Source organism: Microbacterium ginsengiterrae (assembly GCF_014205075.1).
Lineage (GTDB): Bacteria > Actinomycetota > Actinomycetes > Actinomycetales > Microbacteriaceae > Microbacterium > Microbacterium ginsengiterrae.
The window spans coordinates 1,432,629-1,451,802 of sequence record NZ_JACHMU010000001.1 but is presented as its reverse complement, the minus strand read 5'-3'; the positions used below and the strand labels follow the sequence as shown (position 1 = coordinate 1,451,802).

At 69.7% G+C, this 19,174-nt stretch carries 19 protein-coding genes; 3 read left to right on the top strand and 16 right to left on the bottom strand.

Going from position 1 to position 19,174, the window contains the following annotated elements; genetic code table 11:
* Nucleotides 1–1,215, top strand: coding sequence for an amidohydrolase (locus HD600_RS07295; RefSeq protein ID WP_184282619.1), 1,215 nt, complete (start codon nt 1–3; stop codon nt 1,213–1,215).
* A gap of 172 nt (nt 1,216–1,387) precedes the next feature.
* Here the strand turns inward: HD600_RS07295 and HD600_RS07290 are convergent, their stop codons facing one another.
* The gene (locus HD600_RS07290; protein WP_184282616.1) at nt 1,388–2,080 is read right to left on the bottom strand and encodes a GTP pyrophosphokinase; all 693 of its coding nucleotides are present in this window, start codon (nt 2,078–2,080) and stop codon (nt 1,388–1,390) included.
* 86 nt (nt 2,081–2,166) lie between these two features.
* On the opposite strand from HD600_RS07290, the gene HD600_RS07285 reads away from it, so the two are divergent.
* On the top strand, nt 2,167–2,742 hold the full coding sequence (locus HD600_RS07285) for a GNAT family N-acetyltransferase (protein ID WP_184282614.1): 576 nt from the start codon (nt 2,167–2,169) through the stop codon (nt 2,740–2,742).
* Here the strand turns inward: HD600_RS07285 and HD600_RS07280 are convergent.
* The 8 genes from HD600_RS07280 to HD600_RS07245 form a co-directional block, all read right to left on the bottom strand.
* Nucleotides 2,709–5,720 carry an AAA family ATPase gene (locus HD600_RS07280; RefSeq protein WP_184282613.1) on the bottom strand — a complete coding sequence of 1,004 codons (3,012 nt, stop codon included), beginning with the start codon at nt 5,718–5,720 and terminating at the stop codon, nt 2,709–2,711. The genes HD600_RS07285 and HD600_RS07280 overlap by 34 nt on opposite strands.
* Nucleotides 5,717–5,968 carry a hypothetical protein gene (locus tag HD600_RS07275; protein ID WP_184282611.1) on the bottom strand — a complete coding sequence of 84 codons (252 nt, stop codon included), beginning with the start codon at nt 5,966–5,968 and terminating at the stop codon, nt 5,717–5,719. The genes HD600_RS07280 and HD600_RS07275 overlap by 4 nt, the downstream gene beginning before the upstream one ends.
* Nucleotides 5,969–6,082: 114 nt before the next feature.
* Nucleotides 6,083–6,829 (bottom strand): anti-sigma factor, encoded by a 747-nt coding sequence (locus tag HD600_RS07270; protein WP_184282609.1) that lies wholly within the window; start codon nt 6,827–6,829, stop codon nt 6,083–6,085.
* Nucleotides 6,816–7,412: an RNA polymerase sigma factor gene (locus HD600_RS07265; protein ID WP_241731642.1), complete on the bottom strand. Its 597-nt coding sequence runs from the start codon at nt 7,410–7,412 to the stop codon at nt 6,816–6,818. The genes HD600_RS07270 and HD600_RS07265 overlap by 14 nt, the downstream gene beginning before the upstream one ends.
* Entirely contained in the window at nt 7,409–8,077 is a 669-nt protein-coding gene (locus HD600_RS07260) for a class F sortase (protein ID WP_241731641.1), read from the bottom strand. Before HD600_RS07260 ends, HD600_RS07265 begins: the two co-directional genes overlap by 4 nt.
* Nucleotides 8,077–8,904 (bottom strand): DUF4397 domain-containing protein, encoded by an 828-nt coding sequence (locus HD600_RS07255; RefSeq protein WP_144794362.1) that lies wholly within the window; start codon nt 8,902–8,904, stop codon nt 8,077–8,079. Before HD600_RS07255 ends, HD600_RS07260 begins: the two co-directional genes overlap by 1 nt.
* A gap of 107 nt (nt 8,905–9,011) precedes the next feature.
* The gene (locus HD600_RS07250; RefSeq protein ID WP_184282607.1) at nt 9,012–9,824 is read right to left on the bottom strand and encodes a tryptophan-rich sensory protein; all 813 of its coding nucleotides are present in this window, start codon (nt 9,822–9,824) and stop codon (nt 9,012–9,014) included.
* Between the two features lie 87 nt (nt 9,825–9,911).
* Nucleotides 9,912–10,499, bottom strand: coding sequence for a TetR/AcrR family transcriptional regulator (locus HD600_RS07245; RefSeq protein WP_184282605.1), 588 nt, complete (start codon nt 10,497–10,499; stop codon nt 9,912–9,914).
* Nucleotides 10,500–10,614: 115 nt separating this feature from the next.
* Between HD600_RS07245 and HD600_RS07240 the strand changes: the two genes are divergently transcribed.
* Entirely contained in the window at nt 10,615–11,457 is an 843-nt protein-coding gene (locus HD600_RS07240) for an alpha/beta fold hydrolase (RefSeq protein WP_144794353.1), read from the top strand.
* Nucleotides 11,458–11,506: 49 nt separating this feature from the next.
* On the opposite strand, the gene putP is transcribed toward HD600_RS07240, so the two are convergent.
* From putP to HD600_RS07205, 7 genes are all read right to left on the bottom strand, one after another.
* On the bottom strand, nt 11,507–13,039 hold the full coding sequence (putP, locus tag HD600_RS07235; protein ID WP_144794352.1) for a sodium/proline symporter PutP: 1,533 nt from the start codon (nt 13,037–13,039) through the stop codon (nt 11,507–11,509).
* 84 nt (nt 13,040–13,123) lie between these two features.
* On the bottom strand, nt 13,124–14,176 hold the full coding sequence (locus tag HD600_RS07230; protein WP_241731640.1) for a DUF998 domain-containing protein: 1,053 nt from the start codon (nt 14,174–14,176) through the stop codon (nt 13,124–13,126).
* 55 nt (nt 14,177–14,231) lie between these two features.
* The gene (locus tag HD600_RS07225) at nt 14,232–15,173 is read right to left on the bottom strand and encodes a siderophore-interacting protein (protein WP_184282603.1); all 942 of its coding nucleotides are present in this window, start codon (nt 15,171–15,173) and stop codon (nt 14,232–14,234) included.
* Nucleotides 15,163–15,963, bottom strand: coding sequence for an ABC transporter ATP-binding protein (locus HD600_RS07220; RefSeq protein ID WP_144794346.1), 801 nt, complete (start codon nt 15,961–15,963; stop codon nt 15,163–15,165). Before HD600_RS07220 ends, HD600_RS07225 begins: the two co-directional genes overlap by 11 nt.
* Nucleotides 15,960–17,006 carry a FecCD family ABC transporter permease gene (locus tag HD600_RS07215; protein ID WP_144794343.1) on the bottom strand — a complete coding sequence of 349 codons (1,047 nt, stop codon included), beginning with the start codon at nt 17,004–17,006 and terminating at the stop codon, nt 15,960–15,962. The genes HD600_RS07220 and HD600_RS07215 overlap by 4 nt, the downstream gene beginning before the upstream one ends.
* Nucleotides 17,003–18,049, bottom strand: coding sequence for an iron chelate uptake ABC transporter family permease subunit (locus HD600_RS07210; RefSeq protein ID WP_184282601.1), 1,047 nt, complete (start codon nt 18,047–18,049; stop codon nt 17,003–17,005). The genes HD600_RS07215 and HD600_RS07210 overlap by 4 nt, the downstream gene beginning before the upstream one ends.
* Complete coding sequence (locus tag HD600_RS07205) at nt 18,046–19,074, bottom strand: ABC transporter substrate-binding protein (protein ID WP_184282600.1); 1,029 nt, start codon at nt 19,072–19,074, stop codon at nt 18,046–18,048. The genes HD600_RS07210 and HD600_RS07205 overlap by 4 nt, the downstream gene beginning before the upstream one ends.
* Nucleotides 19,075–19,174: the final 100 nt, after the last annotated feature.

The following is a 19,174-nucleotide window of genomic DNA, read 5'->3' as shown; positions in this document are numbered from 1 at the left end:
ATGACGATCGACCTCGAAGCGCTGTACATCGACCTGCACCGGCATCCGGAACTGTCGTTCCAGGAGACCAGGACGGCCGGCATCGCGGCGCAGCACCTGCGCGATCTCGGCCTCGAGGTCGAAGAGGAAGTCGGGGTCACGGGCGTCGTCGGCGTGCTCCGCAATGGCGAAGGGCCGGTGGTCTGGGCTCGCGCCGACATGGACGCGCTGCCCGTCGAGGAGCTCAGCGGGCTCCCCTACGCGAGCACGGCGACGGGTGTCGATCCGGCCGGCAACACGGTGCCCATCATGCACGCCTGCGGTCACGACATGCACGTGACCGCGATGATCGGCGCGGTCGAGCGGCTCGTCGCCGAGCGCGCCGAATGGTCGGGGACGCTCGTGGTCCTCATCCAGCCGGCGGAGGAGTACGGCGCCGGCTCCAGGGCGATGCTGGATGCCGGCCTCCTCGATCGCTACCCGAAGCCCGACGTGGTCCTCGGTCAGCACGTCACCCCACTGCCGGCCGGAGTGATCGGCGTTCGTCCAGGCCCGCAGATGGCCGCGGCCGACGGCATCACCGTCACCATGCACGGCCGCGGAGGGCACGGCTCCCGCCCGCACACCACCATCGACCCCGTCGTGATGGCGGCCGCGACCGTGATGCGACTGCAGACCATCGCCTCCCGCGAGCTCGACCCCCGGGAGGTCGGAGTGGTCACGGTCGGCTCGATCCATGCGGGGACCAAAAGCAACATCATCCCTGCCGTCGCGAAGCTCGAGCTGAGCCTGCGCTACCCGGATGACGCCGCACGCGCGAAGGTGCTGGCGAGCGTGGAGCGGATCGTGCGCGCCGAGGCAGTTGCGTCGGGGGCGGAGCGCGAGCCCGAGTTCCACACCGAGCACACCCTCCCCCCGACCATCAACGACGCGGCGGCCACCGCCCGCGTCGTCGCGGCACTGCGCCGCACGCTCGGGGAGGGAGCCGTCGTCGACCCCGGCATGTTCACCGGCAGCGAGGACGTGTCCTGGTTCGCCAGGGACTCCGGCGCGCCGCTGGTGTTCTGGTTCTTCGGTGGGGTCGATCCTGCCGTCTACGCCGCGGCCGAGGCCGCTGGAACGGTCGCGAGCACCATTCCCACCAACCACTCCGCCTACTTCGCGCCGGTCCCCCACCCGACCATCGAGGTCGGCGTGACCGCGATGGCGACCGCCGTGCGGGAGTTCCTCGGCTGAGCCGGGCAGTTCCGGCCCCAGCCGCGAGTAGCCGCGCCGCAGCCGCGGCGTCGCCGGCCGGGCACAACTCCGGACAATCCGGCCTCAGCGGCCGCCGCTCCGCCGAGACGACAGCGTTCTGCGAAAGATCTCCGGAGTTATGAACGGCGACGGCCGGCGACGGTCGCCCGGATCACACTTCGACGACGCGCGGCGGGGTGGGCAACTCGCCGTTCGGGGTGCCGTGCGCCTCGCGGTGCAGGCGTTCCATGCGCTCGTCCAGCTCGGATGCCGCGGCGGCGGCCTCGGTGAGGCTCTCCACGAGGTGAGAGGGCACCTGGTGGGAGAACTTGTAGTAGATCTTGTGCTCGAGGCTCGCCCAGAAGTCCATCGCGATCGTGCGGAACTGCACCTCCACGGGCACGGCGATCGGCCCCGTCGACAGGAACACCGGCACCTCGATGATCACGTGCAGACTCTTGTACCCGTTCGCCTTGGGCTCTGCGATGTAATCCTTGACGATGCGGACCGTGACGTCATCCTGCTGCGTGAGCAGGTCGAACAGCCGGTAGACGTCGGTCACGAAGCTGCAGGTCACCCTGACACCGGCGATGTCGGTGATCTCCTCGCGGATGCGGGCGAAGTCCGGCTCCTCGATCCCCCGCCGCGCGATCTTCTCGACGATGCTGTCCGGAGTCTTCAACCGGCTCTTGACGTGCTCGATCGGGTTGTAGGCGTGATCATGGAGGAACTCGTCCCGAAGGATCGAGATCTTCGTCTCGACCTCTCGCATGCCGAACTCGTACTCCCGGAGGAAACGCTGGAACTCGTCGCGGAGTTCACGGGTCTGACGGATGGCCTCTTCGCTGACCTCGATGGTCGTCATGCTCTCGACGTTACGGGTTCGTGATCGGAACGGGCTGTGCGTTCGTCACGAGCGGAAGTCGCCGTACGCGCTCCTACAATCGAACGATGAGCGACGCGCACCGCAGCGACCCGTGGCCGATCCGGACGGAGCGACTGGAGATCCGCAAGTGCACCCCCGATGATCTCGGGGCACTGTGGGACTACCGGCGACTGCGCGAGGTGTATGAGTGGCTGGGCGCCGTGCCGACCACGCGGGAGGCGTTCGACGAGCTCTACCTCCGGCCCGACCGCCTGGCGACGACGTTCATCATCATCCGGCTCTCGGACGGACAGATCATCGGCGACCTCATGGTGAAGGTGGGCGACGGCTGGGCGCAGAGCGCGATGGTCGAGCAGGCCAAAGGCGTCGAGGCGGAACTGGGGTGGGTGCTCGCCCCGGAGTACACCGGTCAGGGCTATGCGATCGAGGCCGTGCGCGCCGCCATCGAAGTCTGCTTCGGGTCCCTGGGCCTTCGCCGTGTCAACGCGGGATGCTTCGCGGCGAACGAGCCGTCGTGGCGGCTGATGGAGAAGCTCGGGATGCGGCGTGAGGAGTTCAGCCGCAAGACCGGGCTGCACATCTCGGGCGAGTGGATGGACGGGATGAACTACGGCCTGCTCGCCGAGGAATGGCCCCGCTGAAGCGATCGATCGTCGCTGCCGACGGCGCGAGCGGCGACCAGAGCCGCCTCGGTGCGGGAGGAGACGCCGAGCTTGCGGAGGATGGCCGAGACGTGGACGCTCGCCGTCTTCGCGCTGATGAAGAGCCGCTCGCCGATCTGCCGATTGCTCAGCCCCTCGGCGATGAGCTCGACCACCTGGCGCTCACGAGCGGTGAGCTCGAGCTCGTCGTGCGAGGCGCCTGCTGACAGCACGCCGCTGGCCGAGCCGACGTCGGCGATCCGCCGCTGCAGTGGCACGTGCCCGATCTCCTGCGCGACCGTCGCGGCCTCTGTCAGCGCCGTCCGTGCCTCATTCCTCGCGCCGTCGGCGAGAAGCGCGCGCGCGAGTTCGAGACGGACGACAGCGCGCATGACCGCCGGCACATCCGGGCGCTCGGTGAGAGCGACGGCCGAACGCAACCGCCCGGTCGACGGTTCGAGGAGCGCATCGAGGATGCCTGCCCAGTCGTCGGAGCGCACGGACTCGGGGATCTCGAGCCACAGCCGACGGATCGCGGCCACGGCCTGCACCACAGAAGCGCCTGACGCGCGGACCTCGGCGACGACCCACCCGGCCTCGAGCAGCATCCGATACGCATGCAGCAGCACGAATCCGGGGTCCTCGGTCATCGCGACCACGGCCTGCAACGCGGCCGTCCAGTCGCCTCGGGCGGCGGCGAGCGCGATCTCGTTCTCGACGAGCCGGTACCAGGCCTGCCGTTCGAGCCGTCCCGTGCGCTGGAGCGTCGGCATCCACTCGTCCTGCAGGCGATCCGCCTCGTCGACATCGCCCTGCCAGGCGAGAGCCCGGATGCGGGTGATGGTGACGTACTGATCGCTGACGACCTGCGGGCGTCCGGCGGGCACGGCGGACAACCACCTCGTGGCCGCCTCGAGGTCGCCGAGCGTGAGCAGCGGCTCGACGAGGTTCTGCACCATCAGCACCCCGGCGGTGCGCTCGACGCCGAGCTCTCGCGCACGTGCGATGCCGGCCTCCGCCACCTCGACGGCTTCGCGATTCCTGCCGATGAGGCCGAGCAGATCGGAGTAGTTGACGTGATAGCGCAGCTCGGCGCCGCCGTTGCTGCCCGGCGCGAACCGGGCCGCCTCGCCGAAGTCGGCGAACGCCTCCTCCAATTGACCGACGTACATGCGGCACGTGCCGCGCAGATTGTGGGCGACCGAGATCTCCCGCGCCGTGCCGGCGCGGGTCGCGATCTCCAGCGCCTGCGTCGCGGTGATGATCGCCTCCCTCGGCTTCGACCCGAGCATGTACCGCCCGGCGAGCGCATTGAGCAGCGTCGCGTGCAGCACGTCGTCGTCGACGGAGCGGTCGACGATCTCCAGGGCGGCGAGGAACAGCTCGGCGGCCCCCTCGCGCCCGAGGTTCGCCAGGTAGAAGCCTCTGTCGCGCAGCAACCGCGCGTGGTCGCTCGGGTCCGTGCACTCATCCACCTCGGCGAGTGCGCGTTCGGCGACCGCAAGGGCTCGTTCGGCCTCACCCGCGTTGCGCAGGATCGACCCCAGCTGACGCATCAGGCGGATGTGCGGCATGCCCGCCACCGACTCGGCGTCGGGCACCTGCTCCCAGAGTTCGAGCGCGAGCTCACCGAATCGGGCGGCCGTCGCGAACGCGAAGCGGTTCTTGGCCTCCTGCATCGCCTGCACAGCGGCGACGAGCGCGCGATCGGGCACCTGGGCGAGGCTCCAATGGTGGGCGAGCGACGAGCCGTCGCAACGATCGGCTCCGGGGGCGCGGCGCTCGAGCGCCTCGGCGTACGCGCGGTGCAGCCTCGCGCGCTCTCCCGGCAGCAGGTCGTCGTGGACGGCCTCGCGCAGCAGAGCGTGTCGGAACCCGTACTGGCCGTCGTCCACGGAGAGGATGCCACCGGCTGCGGCGGCCCGGATCGCCTCATCGAGACGGTCGTCCGGCAGGTCGGCGAGCTCCGCGAGCAGGGAGTGCGACAGCATCCCCTCGGCACCGGAGGCGAGGCGCACGACGCGGCGGGCGTCGTCGTCGAGCTGGTCGAAGCGGACCAGGAGCATCTCGCGAAGGGTGTCCGGCAGTCTTCCCGCCGCGCAGCAGGCGACCTCTTCGATGAAGAACGGCACACCCTCGGCGCGCTCCATGAGCCGTGCGAGCACGGCGTCGCTCACGGGACGGCCGGAGAGCTGCTCGACGAGATCACGGGTGGCCGACTCGTCCAGCCGCTCCAGGCGGAGCCGCTCCATCACCCGCGCGCGCGTGTTCTCGGCGATGAACCGGCTTGCCGCGTCTCCGCGGCGCACATCGTCGCTGCGGCATGTCATGAGCAGGAGGACGCGCCCTTCCTGAAGGGTGCGCATGAGGAAGGAGAGCATGACGAGTGTCGAATCGTCGGCCCAGTGCAGGTCTTCGATCACGAGGACCTGCGGCGAGCGCTCCGCGGCGTGCTCGATCAGTGCGGCCACCGCGTTCCGCAACGCATCGGGACTCGTGCTCTCGCGGGCGACCACCCCCTCGCCGAGTTCGGGGACGAGCATGCGCAACGCCTCCGCACCGACGCCGACAGCGGCCCGCGCCTCGTCGATCCCCAGCGCCCGGACGACCGAACGAAGGATCGGTATGAGCGGACCGTACGCCGATCGCGCGGTGCCGAGGTCGAGACAGCGGCCGATGTGCACGTCGGCGCGCGCGCTGAGCTCAGCGCAGGCCTCTCGCAGCAACCGGGTCTTGCCGATCCCCGCCTCCCCCTCGATGAGGACGGCGCCCGGCCTGCCGGCGAGGGCCCGGTCGAACGCACCGCGCAGCTCGGCGAGATCCGCATCTCGCCCGACCATCGTGGAGTTGTCCGTGGGAACGGTCACCTCACCATGGTGCCACTCGGCACCGACATCGGGGTCGGCGCCGCGGTCGGCTCCGCGGTCGGCTCCGCGGTCGGCGCCGCGGTCGGCACCGAGGGCCGCGAGGACGTTCACCGCGCAGGGGCGGGACGCGCAGCGACCTCGCCGTCCACGCCGCAGGCCTCGCACACCGCGGCCGCTGAGGCCGCGGCATCCCGTCTCGCCGCACGGAACCAGCCGCGCAGCGTTCCGGCGATCCGGCTCGGACGCGGGACCACGCGCTCCGGATGCTCGATGATCGAGCGGTGCAGCTCGTTGGCGCGGTCGAGCCGCTCCTGGTCCGCCTTGATGGTGTCGAAGATGTAGGACGGGTGATCGTACATGTCTGGACTCCTCTGATGTTCTGAGTCCACACTCCGCTCTAAGGCACCCCCACGACATCGGGCAGATGCCTTATCTTCGGCGTCTGCTTCTGACGGCGGCGTCTGAGGCGGCACCTATGCGAAATCGAGCGCCCCTCGCACGATCGAATCCCCCGAGTGCGCGGGGTCGCCGTCGATCGGCTCGAACGAGATGTCCACCAGGTCGTAGTCGTTCAGGTCGACGCCGTCGGGGATCCGGAACGTGCCGGAGGTGCCGCTGAGGACGCCGAGGCTGATGAGCGCCTGTCCGTCGTTGCGGATGAGCCAGACCTCGCGATACGTGTCGGCGGTCTCCTCCACGTTCACCGTCACGGTCAGTTCGCGGGTTCCGTCGGGTTGCTCGTCGACCTCGGCTTCGCCGGCGGCCTCGGGGTAGGACGGGAAGGCGTCCAGGGTCGCGCTGGCCACGGACACCGGAGCCAGGCTCGCCGTCGTCCCCGCCCACATCGCTCCGCCGATCCCGGCCAGGACGGCGACGGATGCCGCGAGCGTCCACAGGGCGCGACTTCTTCCCCCGCCGCGGCGCGGGCTCGACGCGGGCTCCGACGCGACGGCCTCCTGCGGCGCGGATGCCGCGAGCGGATCGGTTCGCAGACCCTCGCCGAGGCCGAGCTGCGCGTGGATCCCGGTCCACACACGCGCCGGCGGAGCCTCGATCTCGTGATCGGTCATGCTTGCTCGTCCGACGATGACCGCATGGGTCATCTCTGCCAGTTCGTGCGTGCACTGCGGGCACTGCTGCAGGTGCTTCTCCGCCGCTGCGGAGCCGACCGGTTCGCCGAGAGCGACCAGTGCCAGCTCTTCCTGGTCAATGTGCGACATCGACGACCTCCAATCGGGCGCGCATACGGGAAAGACTTCGTCGGATGTGACTCTTCACTGTTCCCAGCGGCATGTCCAACCGACGTGCGATCTCATCGTGGGTGAGATCGTCGTAGAACGCCAGCCGCATGATCTCCCTGGCCTTCGGGGCCAGCTGCTGCATCTCGTTGGCCACCAGCAGCGTCTCGGAGAGATCGACGCCGGGTGCGATCGCCGCACTCGGGTCGGTCATGCGCTCCATCTGCTCCTGGAGTTCGCGCACCTTCCTTCGGGCCTCGTGCGTGTCGGCGATGCGGCGGCGGGCGATCGTGATGAGCCACGTCGACAGCCGCGCCTTCGCCGGGTCGTACCCGGTCCGCGACGACCAGACCGAGACGAACGTGCGCTGGGTCACATCCTCCGCGTCTCCCCGGTCACCCAGTGAACGAAGCGCGAGGGTGAAGACGACGGGTGACCACCGTCGGTAGATCTCCGCGAGTGCGGTCTCGTCTCCGGCGATGAAGCGCTCGTTGAGACGCGCCTCGGCCTCCGCCTCATCGGTGTCGTCCACCATGTCGCCCCTTGCCTCGTCCATCTCGGTCATTGCGGCCGTGCCACGGCCACCACGTTGTCGCGGTAGTGCCCGGTCGAGCTGTCGAACGGCCCGCCGCAGGTGATCACGATCAGTGCCGGGTCGCCGCTCCTTCGGAAGATCTCGTCCGTGGGGAGCGCCGTCTTCTCGTAGAAGGTGACGGACTCGATGACGTATCCCCGGTCCGTGCCGTCGGCCCCGGTCACCGTGACGGTCTCGCCGGCCGCGGCATCGCGCAGGTCGGCGAGCGGGCCGATCGGGTAGTCCACTGAATCGACGTGGGCGGCGATGACGATGTTCCCCTCACCGCTCGCGGCATCCGGTCCGAAGCGGTACCAGCCGGCGATCGCCGGGTCCTCGGGGAGCTCCATCTGCCCCTCGTCCGCGATGCCGACGGGGGTGACGGCCATGTCGACGCCGAGCGAGGGGATGCTCAGCGCCTGCGGGGGGACGGTCTCGGCCGGTGCGCCGATGGCGCTGGAGCGGATCTCCGGCCGCAGATCGGAAGTGGGAGCGGGAGACGGCGTCGACGCGGGTGAGGGGCTGCTCTCCGCGGACTGCCGGTCCCCCGCTCCCACAGGGGAGCAGGCGATGAGGCATGCCGCGACGCCGATGGAGGCGAGCGCTGCGCCCACCGCTCGCACCCCCATCCGGTGTCGCGACATGCCCTCGTCCATCAGCGCTGCTGCTTTGCGCGACGCAGGGCGAAGACGCTGCCGCCGGCGACGGCTGCGACGGCTGCGACAGCTGCACCGAGGTACAGCATGTTTCCTGCGGCATCCCGCTGCGCGAGGTAGCCGGCGTTACCGGAGGGAACGCCCTCGGGGTTCGAGTGCAGACCCTCGATCGTCTGGACGGCGAGGTCGAGCGTGCCGTCCTCCGCGCTGCCCCACGCGTACGCGATGGTCAGCGTGCCCTCTGCGAGGTCGACATCCACCGGTCCGAGCACGGGGTCGGTCGTGCCGGCGAGTGCGACGGCGGCCGAGACGGTGCCGGCCGGGAGGTCCAGCGTCGCCTCGTCCGGGTTCGCGAGGCCTTCGACGACGGGCGAGCCGCCGGCGAGGATGTCGACGGCCGGGGCCGCGGCGACGTGGCGGACGGTCAGGCGGGCCTCACCGGCTGCTGTGGCGGACGTGTCGTTGGTGAAGACGTTGAGACCCGGTTCGCCGGCCTCGGTGAGGTGCGCGACGGCGGTGTAGTTCGCGCCGGCTTCGAGGCTGACCGTCGCCGGGCCGAGGATCGGGTCGCTGGCGTCAGCGGCGTCGGGTGCGGTGAGTGCCACCTCGTAGTCGCCGGCGGGGAGGTCGAGCGGTCCGGCGAGGTCGCCGGGCTGGAAGTCATCGAGCGTGAGCTCGCCGTCGACGTACACGTCGACCGGGGTGTCAGGGATTCCGTGCAGGACGGAGAGTTGGGCGTCGTCCGACGTGGCGGCGGATGCCGGCAGGACCAGACCGAGGGCTGAGATCATTCCGACGGCGATGCCGGCGGCGAGTTGCTTGCGCACTGTATTCCTCCTAGAACGGGGGCTGCCTTTCGCTGCCCTGTGAATGTGTATTCCGAGGAACACCGGCATTTGGATGCAGACGAATATAAATTTTTTGAAATCGATCGTCAGCGGCGCTTCTGCACGGCCGGGTGAGAGCGCCCGCGAAGCCGCCGGACGGACGAGATGACGGCGGCGATCAGCAGGATCACGGCGACGATGATGGCCGCCACGGCGATCGGCGTGCTTCGGGGCTCGTCGGTCAGACGGCCGATCGCGACCCAGGCGAGTCCCCACGCCGACGCGAGAGCCGGCGCGATGCGTCCCGTCGCCCACGCACTGCTCACCGCGATGACGAGCACCGCGGCGAGGACGAGGATCCCCCAGAGATCAGCCTGCTGCCCCCACGCCTCCGGCGCGACGTCGGTGAGCAGCGCCGTGATGTTCACCACGGTGGCGATGGTGACCCACCCGAAGTGCAGGCCGTTGGCGCCGTCGACGACGGTGCGTTCGACCCATCCACGCGCCGATGACCGGCCGAGGAGCACGATCACCCTCGCGAGCACGATGAGCAGCAGCACGATCACGAGCACCGTGGACCACAGCGGGCCGAAGCTCGCCGCGACGAGCCACAGTCCGTTGAGCACCATCGACAGGGCCACCCACCACCCGGTCGCACGCTGACGGTCGTCGTGGCGCTGCGCGGGGAGCGCCTGCCAGATCGTGTAGGCGATGAGCCCGAGGTAGATGACGGACCAGATCGCGAACGCCGGCCCTGATGGGGCGAGGTACGTCGACTGATCCGTCAGCGCTCCGTCCTGCTGATCGGCGACGCCTTCGCCGCCGAACGCTCCCCCGACCGCGACGGACGAGATGAGCATGAAGGACGCCGCGGCGATGACGGAGACCTGCCGGGCGATGCCGTTGTCCTGCTTTTCCATGCCCCGACCATACGTGCGGCACCCCGCGGAACAGGTCGTCTTGACAAGGCACGACACCCGCTCTATGCGGGGTCGCCCGAAGCCACCTCAGGCGGGCGCCGGACTCGCCACGAGGTTGCCGGTCGCCGCATCGATGAGGACCTCGGCCGCAGCGCGGGCCTGTGCGGCTGCTGCGGGGTCGGCGGAGATCGCGGCCGTGCTCTGCGCCCCCTCGGCGAGGATCGACAGCTGCGCCGCCAGCGACGCCGGGGCGCCGGCCTCGGTCACCAGACGCGCCATGTACTCCTGGAACGAGGCCTTGTGCTCCCGCACGATCCGGGCGATCTCGGGAGAGGTGCCCCCCAGTTCGCCGAACGCGTTCATGAAGGCGCAGCCGCGGAAGTCGTCGGCACCGAACCACCGCTCGAGGACGCGGTAGACCGCCAGCAGGCGTGCACGCACATCCTCGCCGGCGTCGGCGACGCCGCCGGCGACCATGCGCTCCCACTCTTCGTGCTTGCGCTCGAGCACGGCGCGGATGATGTCGTCCTTGGACGGGAAGAGCGTGTACAGCCGCTTCAGCGAGACCCCGGCCGCTGAGCGCAGCTCGTCCATCCCGACCGCCGCGTATCCCTTGGCGTAGTACAGCTCCTCCGCGGCATCGAGGACCGCCTGCCGTGCCTCTTCCGAATTCATGTCTCCATAGTACTTGACACGAGAACGAACGTTCTCTACATTGGAATCATTCACGGAGAACGAGCGTTCTCCCCTTTCAACCGCACAACGGACATCACGATCACAAGGAGTCATCATGGGTTACATCACCGTCGCAGAAGAGAACACCACCCCCGTCGAGCTCTACTACGAGGACCAGGGTGCCGGGCAGCCGGTCGTGCTCATCCACGGCTATCCGCTCAACGGCCACAGCTGGGAGCGCCAGACCAGGGAGCTGCTCGCGAACGGCTACCGCGTCATCACGTACGACCGTCGCGGGTTCGGTCAGTCGTCGAAGGTCGGCGCCGGATACGACTACGACACGTTCGCGGCCGATCTGAACACCGTGCTCGAGACGCTCGACCTGCGCGACGTCATCCTCGTCGGATTCTCGATGGGCACCGGTGAGCTCGCCCGCTACGTGTCGCGCTACGGTCACGAGCGTGTCGCGAAGCTCGCCTTCCTCGCCTCGCTCGAGCCGTTCCTCGTGGCACGCGACGACAACCCCGGCGGCGTCCCGCAGGACGTCTTCGACGGCATCGCCGCCGCGGCGAAGGGCGACCGCTACGCCTGGTACACGCAGTTCTACAAGGACTTCTACAACCTCGACGAGACCCTGGGCTCCCGCATCAGCCAGGAGGCCGTCACGGCGAGCTGGAACGTCGCGATCTCCAGCGCCCCCGTCGCCGCCTACGCGGTCGTCCCGGCATGGATCGAGGACTTCCGTGAAGATGTGAAGGCCGTCCGCGCCAGCGGCAAGCCGAGCCTCATCCTGCACGGCACCGCGGACAACATCCTGCCGATCGACGCCACGGCGCGCCGCTTCCACGAGGTCTTCCCGGAGGCGGACTACGTCGAGATCGACGGCGCTCCGCACGGGCTGCTGTGGACCCACGCCGACGAGGTCAACGCCGCGCTGGCGGAGTTCCTCGGAAAGTGAACATCGGGAAGGGGCGGATGCTTCGGCATCCGCCCCTTCCGTGTGTCCGCTACGGGGTCATCCGGTCGGTGCGCGCGCCGCGCCCGATGCCGTTGACCGTGAGGAGTGTGCCGGTGTCGCTGAACTCCTGCAGGATCTCGTTCTGCCGCTCAGATCCTTCGCGGTGCGTGATGAGGCTGACGACGACGGCGACGATCATGGCCGTGACGAATCCGGGCAGCAGCTCGTACATCTCCGGCCAGACGGCCTTCCAGACGAACACTCCGGCTGCACCGACGAACATGCCGGCCAGCGCGCCCCAGCTGGTGAGCTTCCGCCAGAACAGGCTCAGCAGGATGATGGGGCCGAACGCGGCGCCGAACCCCGCCCACGCGAACGAGACGAGACCGAGGATCGTGTCGTTCGGGATGATCGCGAGGAGTGCCGCGATGATGCCGACGACGAGCACCGTCAGACGCCCGAGGAGGACGAGCAGCTTCGGCGACGGCTCCTTCTTCACAACCTTGAACAGGTCCTCGACGAGGGCCGACGATGCGACGATGAGCTGACTGGAGATCGTGCTCATGATCGCCGCGAGCACGGCGGCGAGGACGAGACCGGCCACGAACGGGTGCAGCAGCGTCTGCGACATCACGAGCACCACGGTCTCGGGGTTGCTCAGGTCGATGCCCCTCGACGCCATGTACGCGATGCCGATGATGCCGGAGAACACCGCTCCCACGAGGGAGATGATCATCCAGCTCATGCCGATGCGACGCGCGGTCTTCGCCTCACGAGGACTGCGCAGCGCCATGAACCGCACGATGATGTGCGGCTGCCCGAAGTACCCGAGGCCCCACGCGAGCGCGGATACGATCGCCAGCACCGTGCCGCCGGTGAGCGCAGCTCCGCCGGTGAGCGACAGGTGGTTCGGCGCCAGCTCGTCGACGTAGGCGCCCACCTCGCCGAATCCGCCGACCGCGATCACGGCGGCCACCGGCACGACGATGAGCGCGATCACCATCATCAGCCCCTGCACGACATCCGTGAAGGACGCGCCGAGGAACCCGCCGAACAGCGTGTACAGCAGCGTGACGCCGGCCACGAGGGCCATGCCGAGCAGGTAGTCGGAGTTGAACGAGCTCTCGAAGAACACGCCTCCGGCGACCATGCCGCTGGAGATGTAGAGCGTGAAGAACACGAGGATCACGACACCGGCGAGGATCCGGAGGAGGCGGGAGGAGTCCCGCAGGCGGTTCTCGAAGAAGCTCGGGACGGTGATCGAGTTGCGCGAGACCTGCGTGTATGCGCGCAGGCGCGGCGCCACGAGCAACCAGTTGAGGTACGCGCCGATCGTCAGCCCGACGGCGATCCACGCCTCGATGAGACCGGAGAGGTAGATCGCACCGGGCAGACCCATGACGAGCCAGCCGGACATGTCGGATGCGCCGGCGCTGAGCGCCGCCACCCAGGAGGGCAGATTGCGCCCGCCGAGCATGTAGTCCTCGTGGTCGGTCGTCCGGCGGAAGGCCAGATACCCGATGAGCAGCATGGCGGCGAAGTACAGCGCCAATGCGATGAAGATGAACACCTGATCGGACATCGTCGTCCCTTCCTGCGAAGATCGTGTCCTTCGATCCTGTCAGGGGCGGATGCCGGAGGCCAGTGCGTCTGCGTCCCGCGCGCGTCAGCGCGGCAGCAGCGTCGCGCGCCGCGAGGGCCTGGTCACCGTCGGCGCCAGCACGGCGAGGACGCGGACGAGCGTCGTCATCCACAGTAGGGCGAGACCGATGACGATCGCCTCGAGCACCGTCACGGAGTACGCACCGAGGATGCTCGCCACCACGGCGATGACGAGGACCGCGGCGATGAGGACGGTGGCGATCACGAGGGGACGGGGCGGGCCAGGCATGACGGCGGTCGTGACGGCAGCCGCCGCGACGAAGAGGACGAGGGCGGCGAAGGCGATGATGTTGTGCGGGATGACCGCGTCTTCGAGCGACACCACGCCGATGCCGGCGAGTGCGATCCCCGCGGAAGCCCAGAGCGCCACGACCCGGGCGATCCGGGTGAGTTCCCGATCGCCGAGGGCGCGGTGCAGGTCGCGGCCGATGTACGACCCGACCGTGGCGACGAGGATTCCGGAGACGACCAGGGTGCCGTTGAAGGCCCATGCCCCGGCACCGATGCCGAGCTGCGAGAAGTTCGTCTCCCACCACCGCGGGTCCGCGGCCGTGAGCATGGCGAACAGCGTGCCGATGAGCAGGTAACTGAACAGGAGCGTCGCGAGGTCGGACGTGCGCAGGTCGATGCCGGCGCTGAAGGTGAGGCGACCGGCGACGGCGCTCGCGACTCCGGTGACGATGCCGCCACCCAGCGGTGGGATCTCCGCTCCCTGCAGGCCGGCGCCGAACACCTCGCCGGCGAGCAGCACGCCGAGAGCGGTCACGCCGGCGAACGCGACGGTGAGGGCGATCGCGGACAGCGTCGAGACGCGGACCTGCCATCGGGGCATCTCGGCGTGATCGTCCCGTCGGTGCCCCCTGCTGCTCACGACGAAGGATGCCGCGGCGATCACCCCGGCGATAATGCCGGCCGGAAGCCCGACCGAGCCGCCACCGGCGACGGGGCGGGGATTCCCCCAGAGCGCGAGGGTCCCCGCTGCGGAGCCGAGGAGGAAGCAGACCACCGTGGCCCAGACGGCTCTGGTCTCGCGCGTCATCCGCTCCTCGATGCCCATGCCCCCATGCAACCACGCCGCCCGGACGTCGCCGGCGCGGACCGCGCTGATCGGGTCAGCCGCGCATCGAGACGCCGCGGCGCCAGTACCCCATGAACGCGACCTGCGATCGGTCGATGCCGAGGTCCTTCACGAGGTGGCGGCGCAGCGTCGTGACGACCCCGCTCTCCCCCGCGATCCAGAAGTAACGGTCGGCGTGAGCGGCCGACGGCGCGATCTTCTCGCCGCTGCCCGAGTACACCGGGGTCTCCCAGACGAGGTCCTCGCCCTCGGCATCCTGCACCGTGATCTCGGAGTGACCGGTGTCGCCGAGGTAGTCGAGCACGGTGGGGAGCAGCCGGAGGCCGTGCGCTGCCCCTCCGCGCGGCAGCCAGTGCACCTCGACACCCGCCGGCGCGTCGATCGGCAGGACGTCCTCGGCGACGGGGACCTCGATGAAGGCCACCCCGCCCAGGTCGCGCGGCGCGTCCTCGAGGATGCGGGCGATCGCCGGAGCCGCGGTCTCATCACCGACGAGGCACACGCGGGACGCGGCGCCCGGCGCGTACTCGATGCCGCTGCGGTCCTCGCGTCCGCGCCGCGGGCCGACGATCCACAGCTCATCCCCGACGGACGCCGTGCTCGCCCACAGGGATGCCGGACCGGTGAGCCCTGGAGCCAGGTGCAGCACGAAGTCCACGACGACCTCTGTGCCGGCATCCGTCACCCGCAGGTCGCGGACGGAGTAGGTCCGCATGGAGCCGCGCTCGGCCTCCGGGACGGCGAGGTAGGCGCCCCACCAGTCGTCGGTGTCCCGGTCGATGTCGGGGAGGATGCCCGTCGCCGGAGGGAAGGCGAGTTTGATGCGCGCGTCCTGGGTGTCCCCCGGCGTGCCGAAGTCGTCCAGCTCGACGCCGCCGAAGGTGATGCGGACGAAGTTCGGCGACACCCGGTCGACCGCACGCACCTCGGCGCGCGCGAGGATGTACGGGGAGCGGGTGCGGGTGTCAGCGGACATGATGCCTTCCGATCGGAGTCACCATCGGCTTCCCGGAGACCGGGTCGGTGGTGATCTGGTTCGCCATGCCGAAGACCTCTTCGACGAGCGTGTGCGTGAGGACCTCTTCGGGTGCGCCGATGGCGTGCACCTTCCCGTGGCGCATGGCCACGAGCTCGTCGCTGTACCTGGCGGCGAGATTGAGGTCGTGCAGCACCATCACGATGGTGGTGCCGCGGGCGTGCGAGAGGTCGGTGAGCAGATCGAGGACCTCGACCTGATGGGCGACGTCGAGGAACGTGGTCGGCTCGTCGAGCAGAAGGATGTCGGTCTCCTGCGCGAGCGCCATCGCGATCCAGACGCGCTGCCGCTGCCCGCCGGAGAGTTCGTCGACGCTCCGGTCGGCGAGGTCGCTGATCCCGGTCGCCTCGAGGGCGTCGGCGACGACCTCGTAGTCGTGCGCCGTCCAGCGCGCGAGCACCTTCTGATGCGGATGCCGCCCCCGGCCGACGAGGTCGGCCACGGCGATCCCCTCCGGGGCGATCGGCGCCTGCGGGAGAAGGCCCAGCACGCGGGCGACCTCCTTCGTCGGGCGGGAGTGCACCGACGCGCCGTCCAGGAGCACCTCACCGGACACCGGCGTCAGCAGCCGGGCCAGCGCACGCAGCAGCGTCGACTTGCCGCATCCGTTCGCTCCGACGATCGAGGTGATCCTGCCGGGGGCGATGGAGAGGTCGAGTCCTTCGACGACGATGCGGTCGCCGTACCCGAGGGTGACGCCATCGGCCACCAGTGTGTGCGCGTCGGTCACAGCGACCCCCCAGAACGGTTCGTGCGGATGAGCAGGTAGATGAGGTACGGGGCACCGAGCACGCCGGAGATCACGCCGACCGGGTAGCGCGCCTCGAACAGGAACTGTCCGACGAGGTCGCTGCCGAGGACGAGCAGCGCGCCGACGAGCGCCGAGGGCAGCAGCAGGCTCGCGCCGCGGCCCGTGATGCGGGCGGCGATGGGACCCGACATGAAGGCGACGAACGCGATGGGCCCCGTCGCCGAGGTGGCGACGGCGAGCAGGGCGACGGCGCCGATGATGAACATCACCCTGGTCCTCGTCACGCGGACGCCGAGGCCGGTGGCCGAGTCGTCGCCGAGCTGCAGCATCCCGAGGCCCTTCACCTGGGCGAACAGGAACGGCAGGATGACGAGGCTCGTCAGCGCGAGCGGGGCGATGTCGGCCCACGACGCGTTGTTGAGGCTGCCGGCGATCCAGCGCATGGCGGTCTGGATGTCCCACTGCGCCGCCCTGGACAGCACGTACGCCACGACGCTCTGCAGCATCGCGCCGACGCCGATGCCAATGAGGATCAGACGGATGCCGGCGAAGCCGCCCTTGTTCGACAGCAGATAGATCGCCATCGCGGTGATGAGTGCGCCGCACACCGCGAACAGCGACACGGCGGGCCCGCTGAGCCCGAGCACGATGATGGCGACGACCGCCGCCGCGCTGGCCCCCTGCGTGATGCCGATGATGTCGGGAGAGGCGAGCGGGTTGCGCAGCAGCGTCTGGAAGGAGATGCCGGCGATGCCGAAGGCGAAGCCGGCGAGGATCGCGAGCACCGTCCGCGGCAGGCGCAGCTCGCCGACGGTGAACGACGCTCCTGGCACGGTCTCGCCGAGGATCACGCGGAGGACCTCGCCCGGCGTGTAGAACGTGTTGCCGACCATGAGGGCGACCGCGGCGAGGGCGACGAGCACGACGCCGAGCACGATCGTCGCCACGGCGTGGCGGCGGTGGCGCGCCCTGCGCCCTGCGGCGACGGTGTCGGCCGTCGTACGGTTGGTCGTGATCGTCACAGCTCGCGCACCTTCTGCCTGCGGACGATCCAGATGAAGAACGGCGCCCCGATGAGCGCGGTGATGATGCCGACCTGGATCTCCTCCTGCGCGGGCGAGATGACGCGGCCGACGATGTCCGCGGCCAGCAGGAGGGCGGCCCCCGTCACGGCGGAGAACGGCAGCAGCCACCGGTGATCCGTGCCGATCAGCAGGCGGCAGACGTGGGGGACGATGAGGCCGACGAACCCGATGGGCCCGGCGATCGCGGTCGCCGCCCCCGCGAGGATGACCGATCCGACGCCGGAGATGAGCCGGGTGCGGAAGACGTTCTCGCCGAGACCCGCCGCCATGTCGTCGCCGAGCGCGAGGGAGTTCATGCCGCGCGAGCATGCGACGCAGATGAGTGCGCCCACCGCGAGTGCCGGTGCGGTGATCGCGATGCGCGGCCACTCGGCACCACCGACCCCGCCGATCTGCCACGCCTGGAACGTCTGCAGCAGGTCGACCCGCGGCAGCATGATGGCGCTGATGAGCGAGGCGAGTGCGGCCGTGGTGGCGGCTCCCGCGAGCGCGAGCTTCAGCGGCGTCGCCCCACCGCGGCCGAGCGAGCCGACGGCGTAGACGAAGACGGCGGCTGCGGCGGCGCCGCAGATCGCGAACAGCATCTGGCCGTAGGCGTCGGAGAGGCCGAAGAAGGCGATGCCGATGACGACGGCGAGCGATGCGCCGTTGGAGATGCCGAGGATCCCCGGCTCCGCGATCGGGTTGCGGGTGATCGCCTGCATGGTCGCACCGGAGAGGGCGAGGGCGGCGCCGACGAGGATCGCGAGGACGGTACGGGGGATGCGCTTGATGATGGCGGCCTGGGCGATGGTCTCGTCCTGACCGCCGAGGGCGGCGACGATGTCGGCGATCGAGACCGCCCTGACGCCGAACGACACCGACAGCACGCACAGGACGAGGATGACCCCGACCCCGATGAGCAGCCACGACGTGCGCGCCGACGCCGGGCGCCGCAGATGCGCGGCGCCCGGCGTGACGGTCGTGGCTGCGGTGGTCACTTCTCGAGCAGCGGAGCCTCGAGCAGTGCGAAGTAGTCGCCGATGCCCCAGCCGATCGACAGCGGAGAGGGGTTGGCGGATGCCGCGAGCGGCGTCGCGTCGGGGAGGATCGCGATGCGCCCGTCGGCGATGGCGGGGATCTTCGAAAGCAGCGGGTCGGCCTGCAGCGTCTCGATGAGGGAGGCGTCGCCGTACGTGATGAAGAGGTCGACATCCTCGAACACGTCGGCCTGCTCCGCGCTCACGGTCAGGTAGAAGTCGGTGCTCTCGGTGTCGGCGAGCACCTGGGGTTCCGGCAGACCCAGCGAGGTGAGGAATCCGGGACGGGTGTCCACGGGGGTGTAGTACATGATCTGGCTGAGGTCGCTCGGGTCGAGGTAGGCGAAGAGCACCTTCGCGTCCTTGAGGGCGGCGTGCTCGTCGAGCGCGGCCTCGGTGTCGGCGTGCAGCTGGTCGATCAGCTCCTGCCCCTCGTCGGCGAGGCCGAGGGCTGCGGAGTTCATCTCGATCATCGTCTCGACGGGGGTGCCCCAGGCGACCTCGGGGTAGGCCACGACGGGAGCGATCTTGGAGAGCGTGTCGTACTCCTCCTGCGTGATGCCGGAGTAGGAGGCGAGGATGACGTCGGGGTCCGTGTCGGCGACGGCCTCGAAGTCGATGCCGTCGGTCTCGTCGAACAGCACCGGCGTCTCGGCGCCCAGCTCGTCGAGCTGGTCCTCGACCCACGGCAGCACGCCGTTGTCGTCGTCGTCGCCCCAGGTCGCCTTGCTCATGCCGACCGGCACGACGCCGAGGGCGAGGGGGACCTCGTGATTGGCCCACGCCACCGTCGCCACGCGCTCGGGCTTCTCGGTGATGGTGGTCTCGCCGTAGACGTGCTCGATCGTGACGGGGAACGCGCCGTCGGATGCCGGGGCGCCGCCGGCCGTGCTGTCATCGGTGCTGGACGGCGCGGAGGAGCAGGCGGCGAGGCCGACGGTGAGGACGGCTGCAGCGCCGAGCGCGAGGAGTCGGGAGGTACGCACGGGCGTTCCCTTCGGGATGGGGTGATCGGGATGGGGTCGGGATGACCGAAAGGCTTTGGTAAGCCTGCCCTAATGTAACACGAGGTTAGGGTGACCTCAG

Coding starts and splice junctions, on each gene's coding strand:
- HD600_RS07225 (WP_184282603.1), bottom strand. CDS start 15,173: ATGTCCGCTGACACCCGCACCCGCTCCCCGTACATCCTCGCGCGCGCC.
- HD600_RS07290 (WP_184282616.1), bottom strand. CDS start 2,080: ATGACGACCATCGAGGTCAGCGAAGAGGCCATCCGTCAGACCCGTGAA.
- putP (WP_144794352.1), bottom strand. CDS start 13,039: ATGTCCGATCAGGTGTTCATCTTCATCGCATTGGCGCTGTACTTCGCC.
- HD600_RS07250 (WP_184282607.1), bottom strand. CDS start 9,824: ATGGAAAAGCAGGACAACGGCATCGCCCGGCAGGTCTCCGTCATCGCC.
- HD600_RS07230 (WP_241731640.1), bottom strand. CDS start 14,176: ATGGGCATCGAGGAGCGGATGACGCGCGAGACCAGAGCCGTCTGGGCC.
- HD600_RS07270 (WP_184282609.1), bottom strand. CDS start 6,829: ATGTCGCACATTGACCAGGAAGAGCTGGCACTGGTCGCTCTCGGCGAA.
- HD600_RS07260 (WP_241731641.1), bottom strand. CDS start 8,077: ATGGACGAGGGCATGTCGCGACACCGGATGGGGGTGCGAGCGGTGGGC.
- HD600_RS07275 (WP_184282611.1), bottom strand. CDS start 5,968: ATGTACGATCACCCGTCCTACATCTTCGACACCATCAAGGCGGACCAG.
- HD600_RS07245 (WP_184282605.1), bottom strand. CDS start 10,499: ATGAATTCGGAAGAGGCACGGCAGGCGGTCCTCGATGCCGCGGAGGAG.
- HD600_RS07240 (WP_144794353.1), top strand. CDS start 10,615: ATGGGTTACATCACCGTCGCAGAAGAGAACACCACCCCCGTCGAGCTC.
- HD600_RS07295 (WP_184282619.1), top strand. CDS start 1: ATGACGATCGACCTCGAAGCGCTGTACATCGACCTGCACCGGCATCCG.
- HD600_RS07285 (WP_184282614.1), top strand. CDS start 2,167: ATGAGCGACGCGCACCGCAGCGACCCGTGGCCGATCCGGACGGAGCGA.
- HD600_RS07265 (WP_241731642.1), bottom strand. CDS start 7,412: ATGACCGAGATGGACGAGGCAAGGGGCGACATGGTGGACGACACCGAT.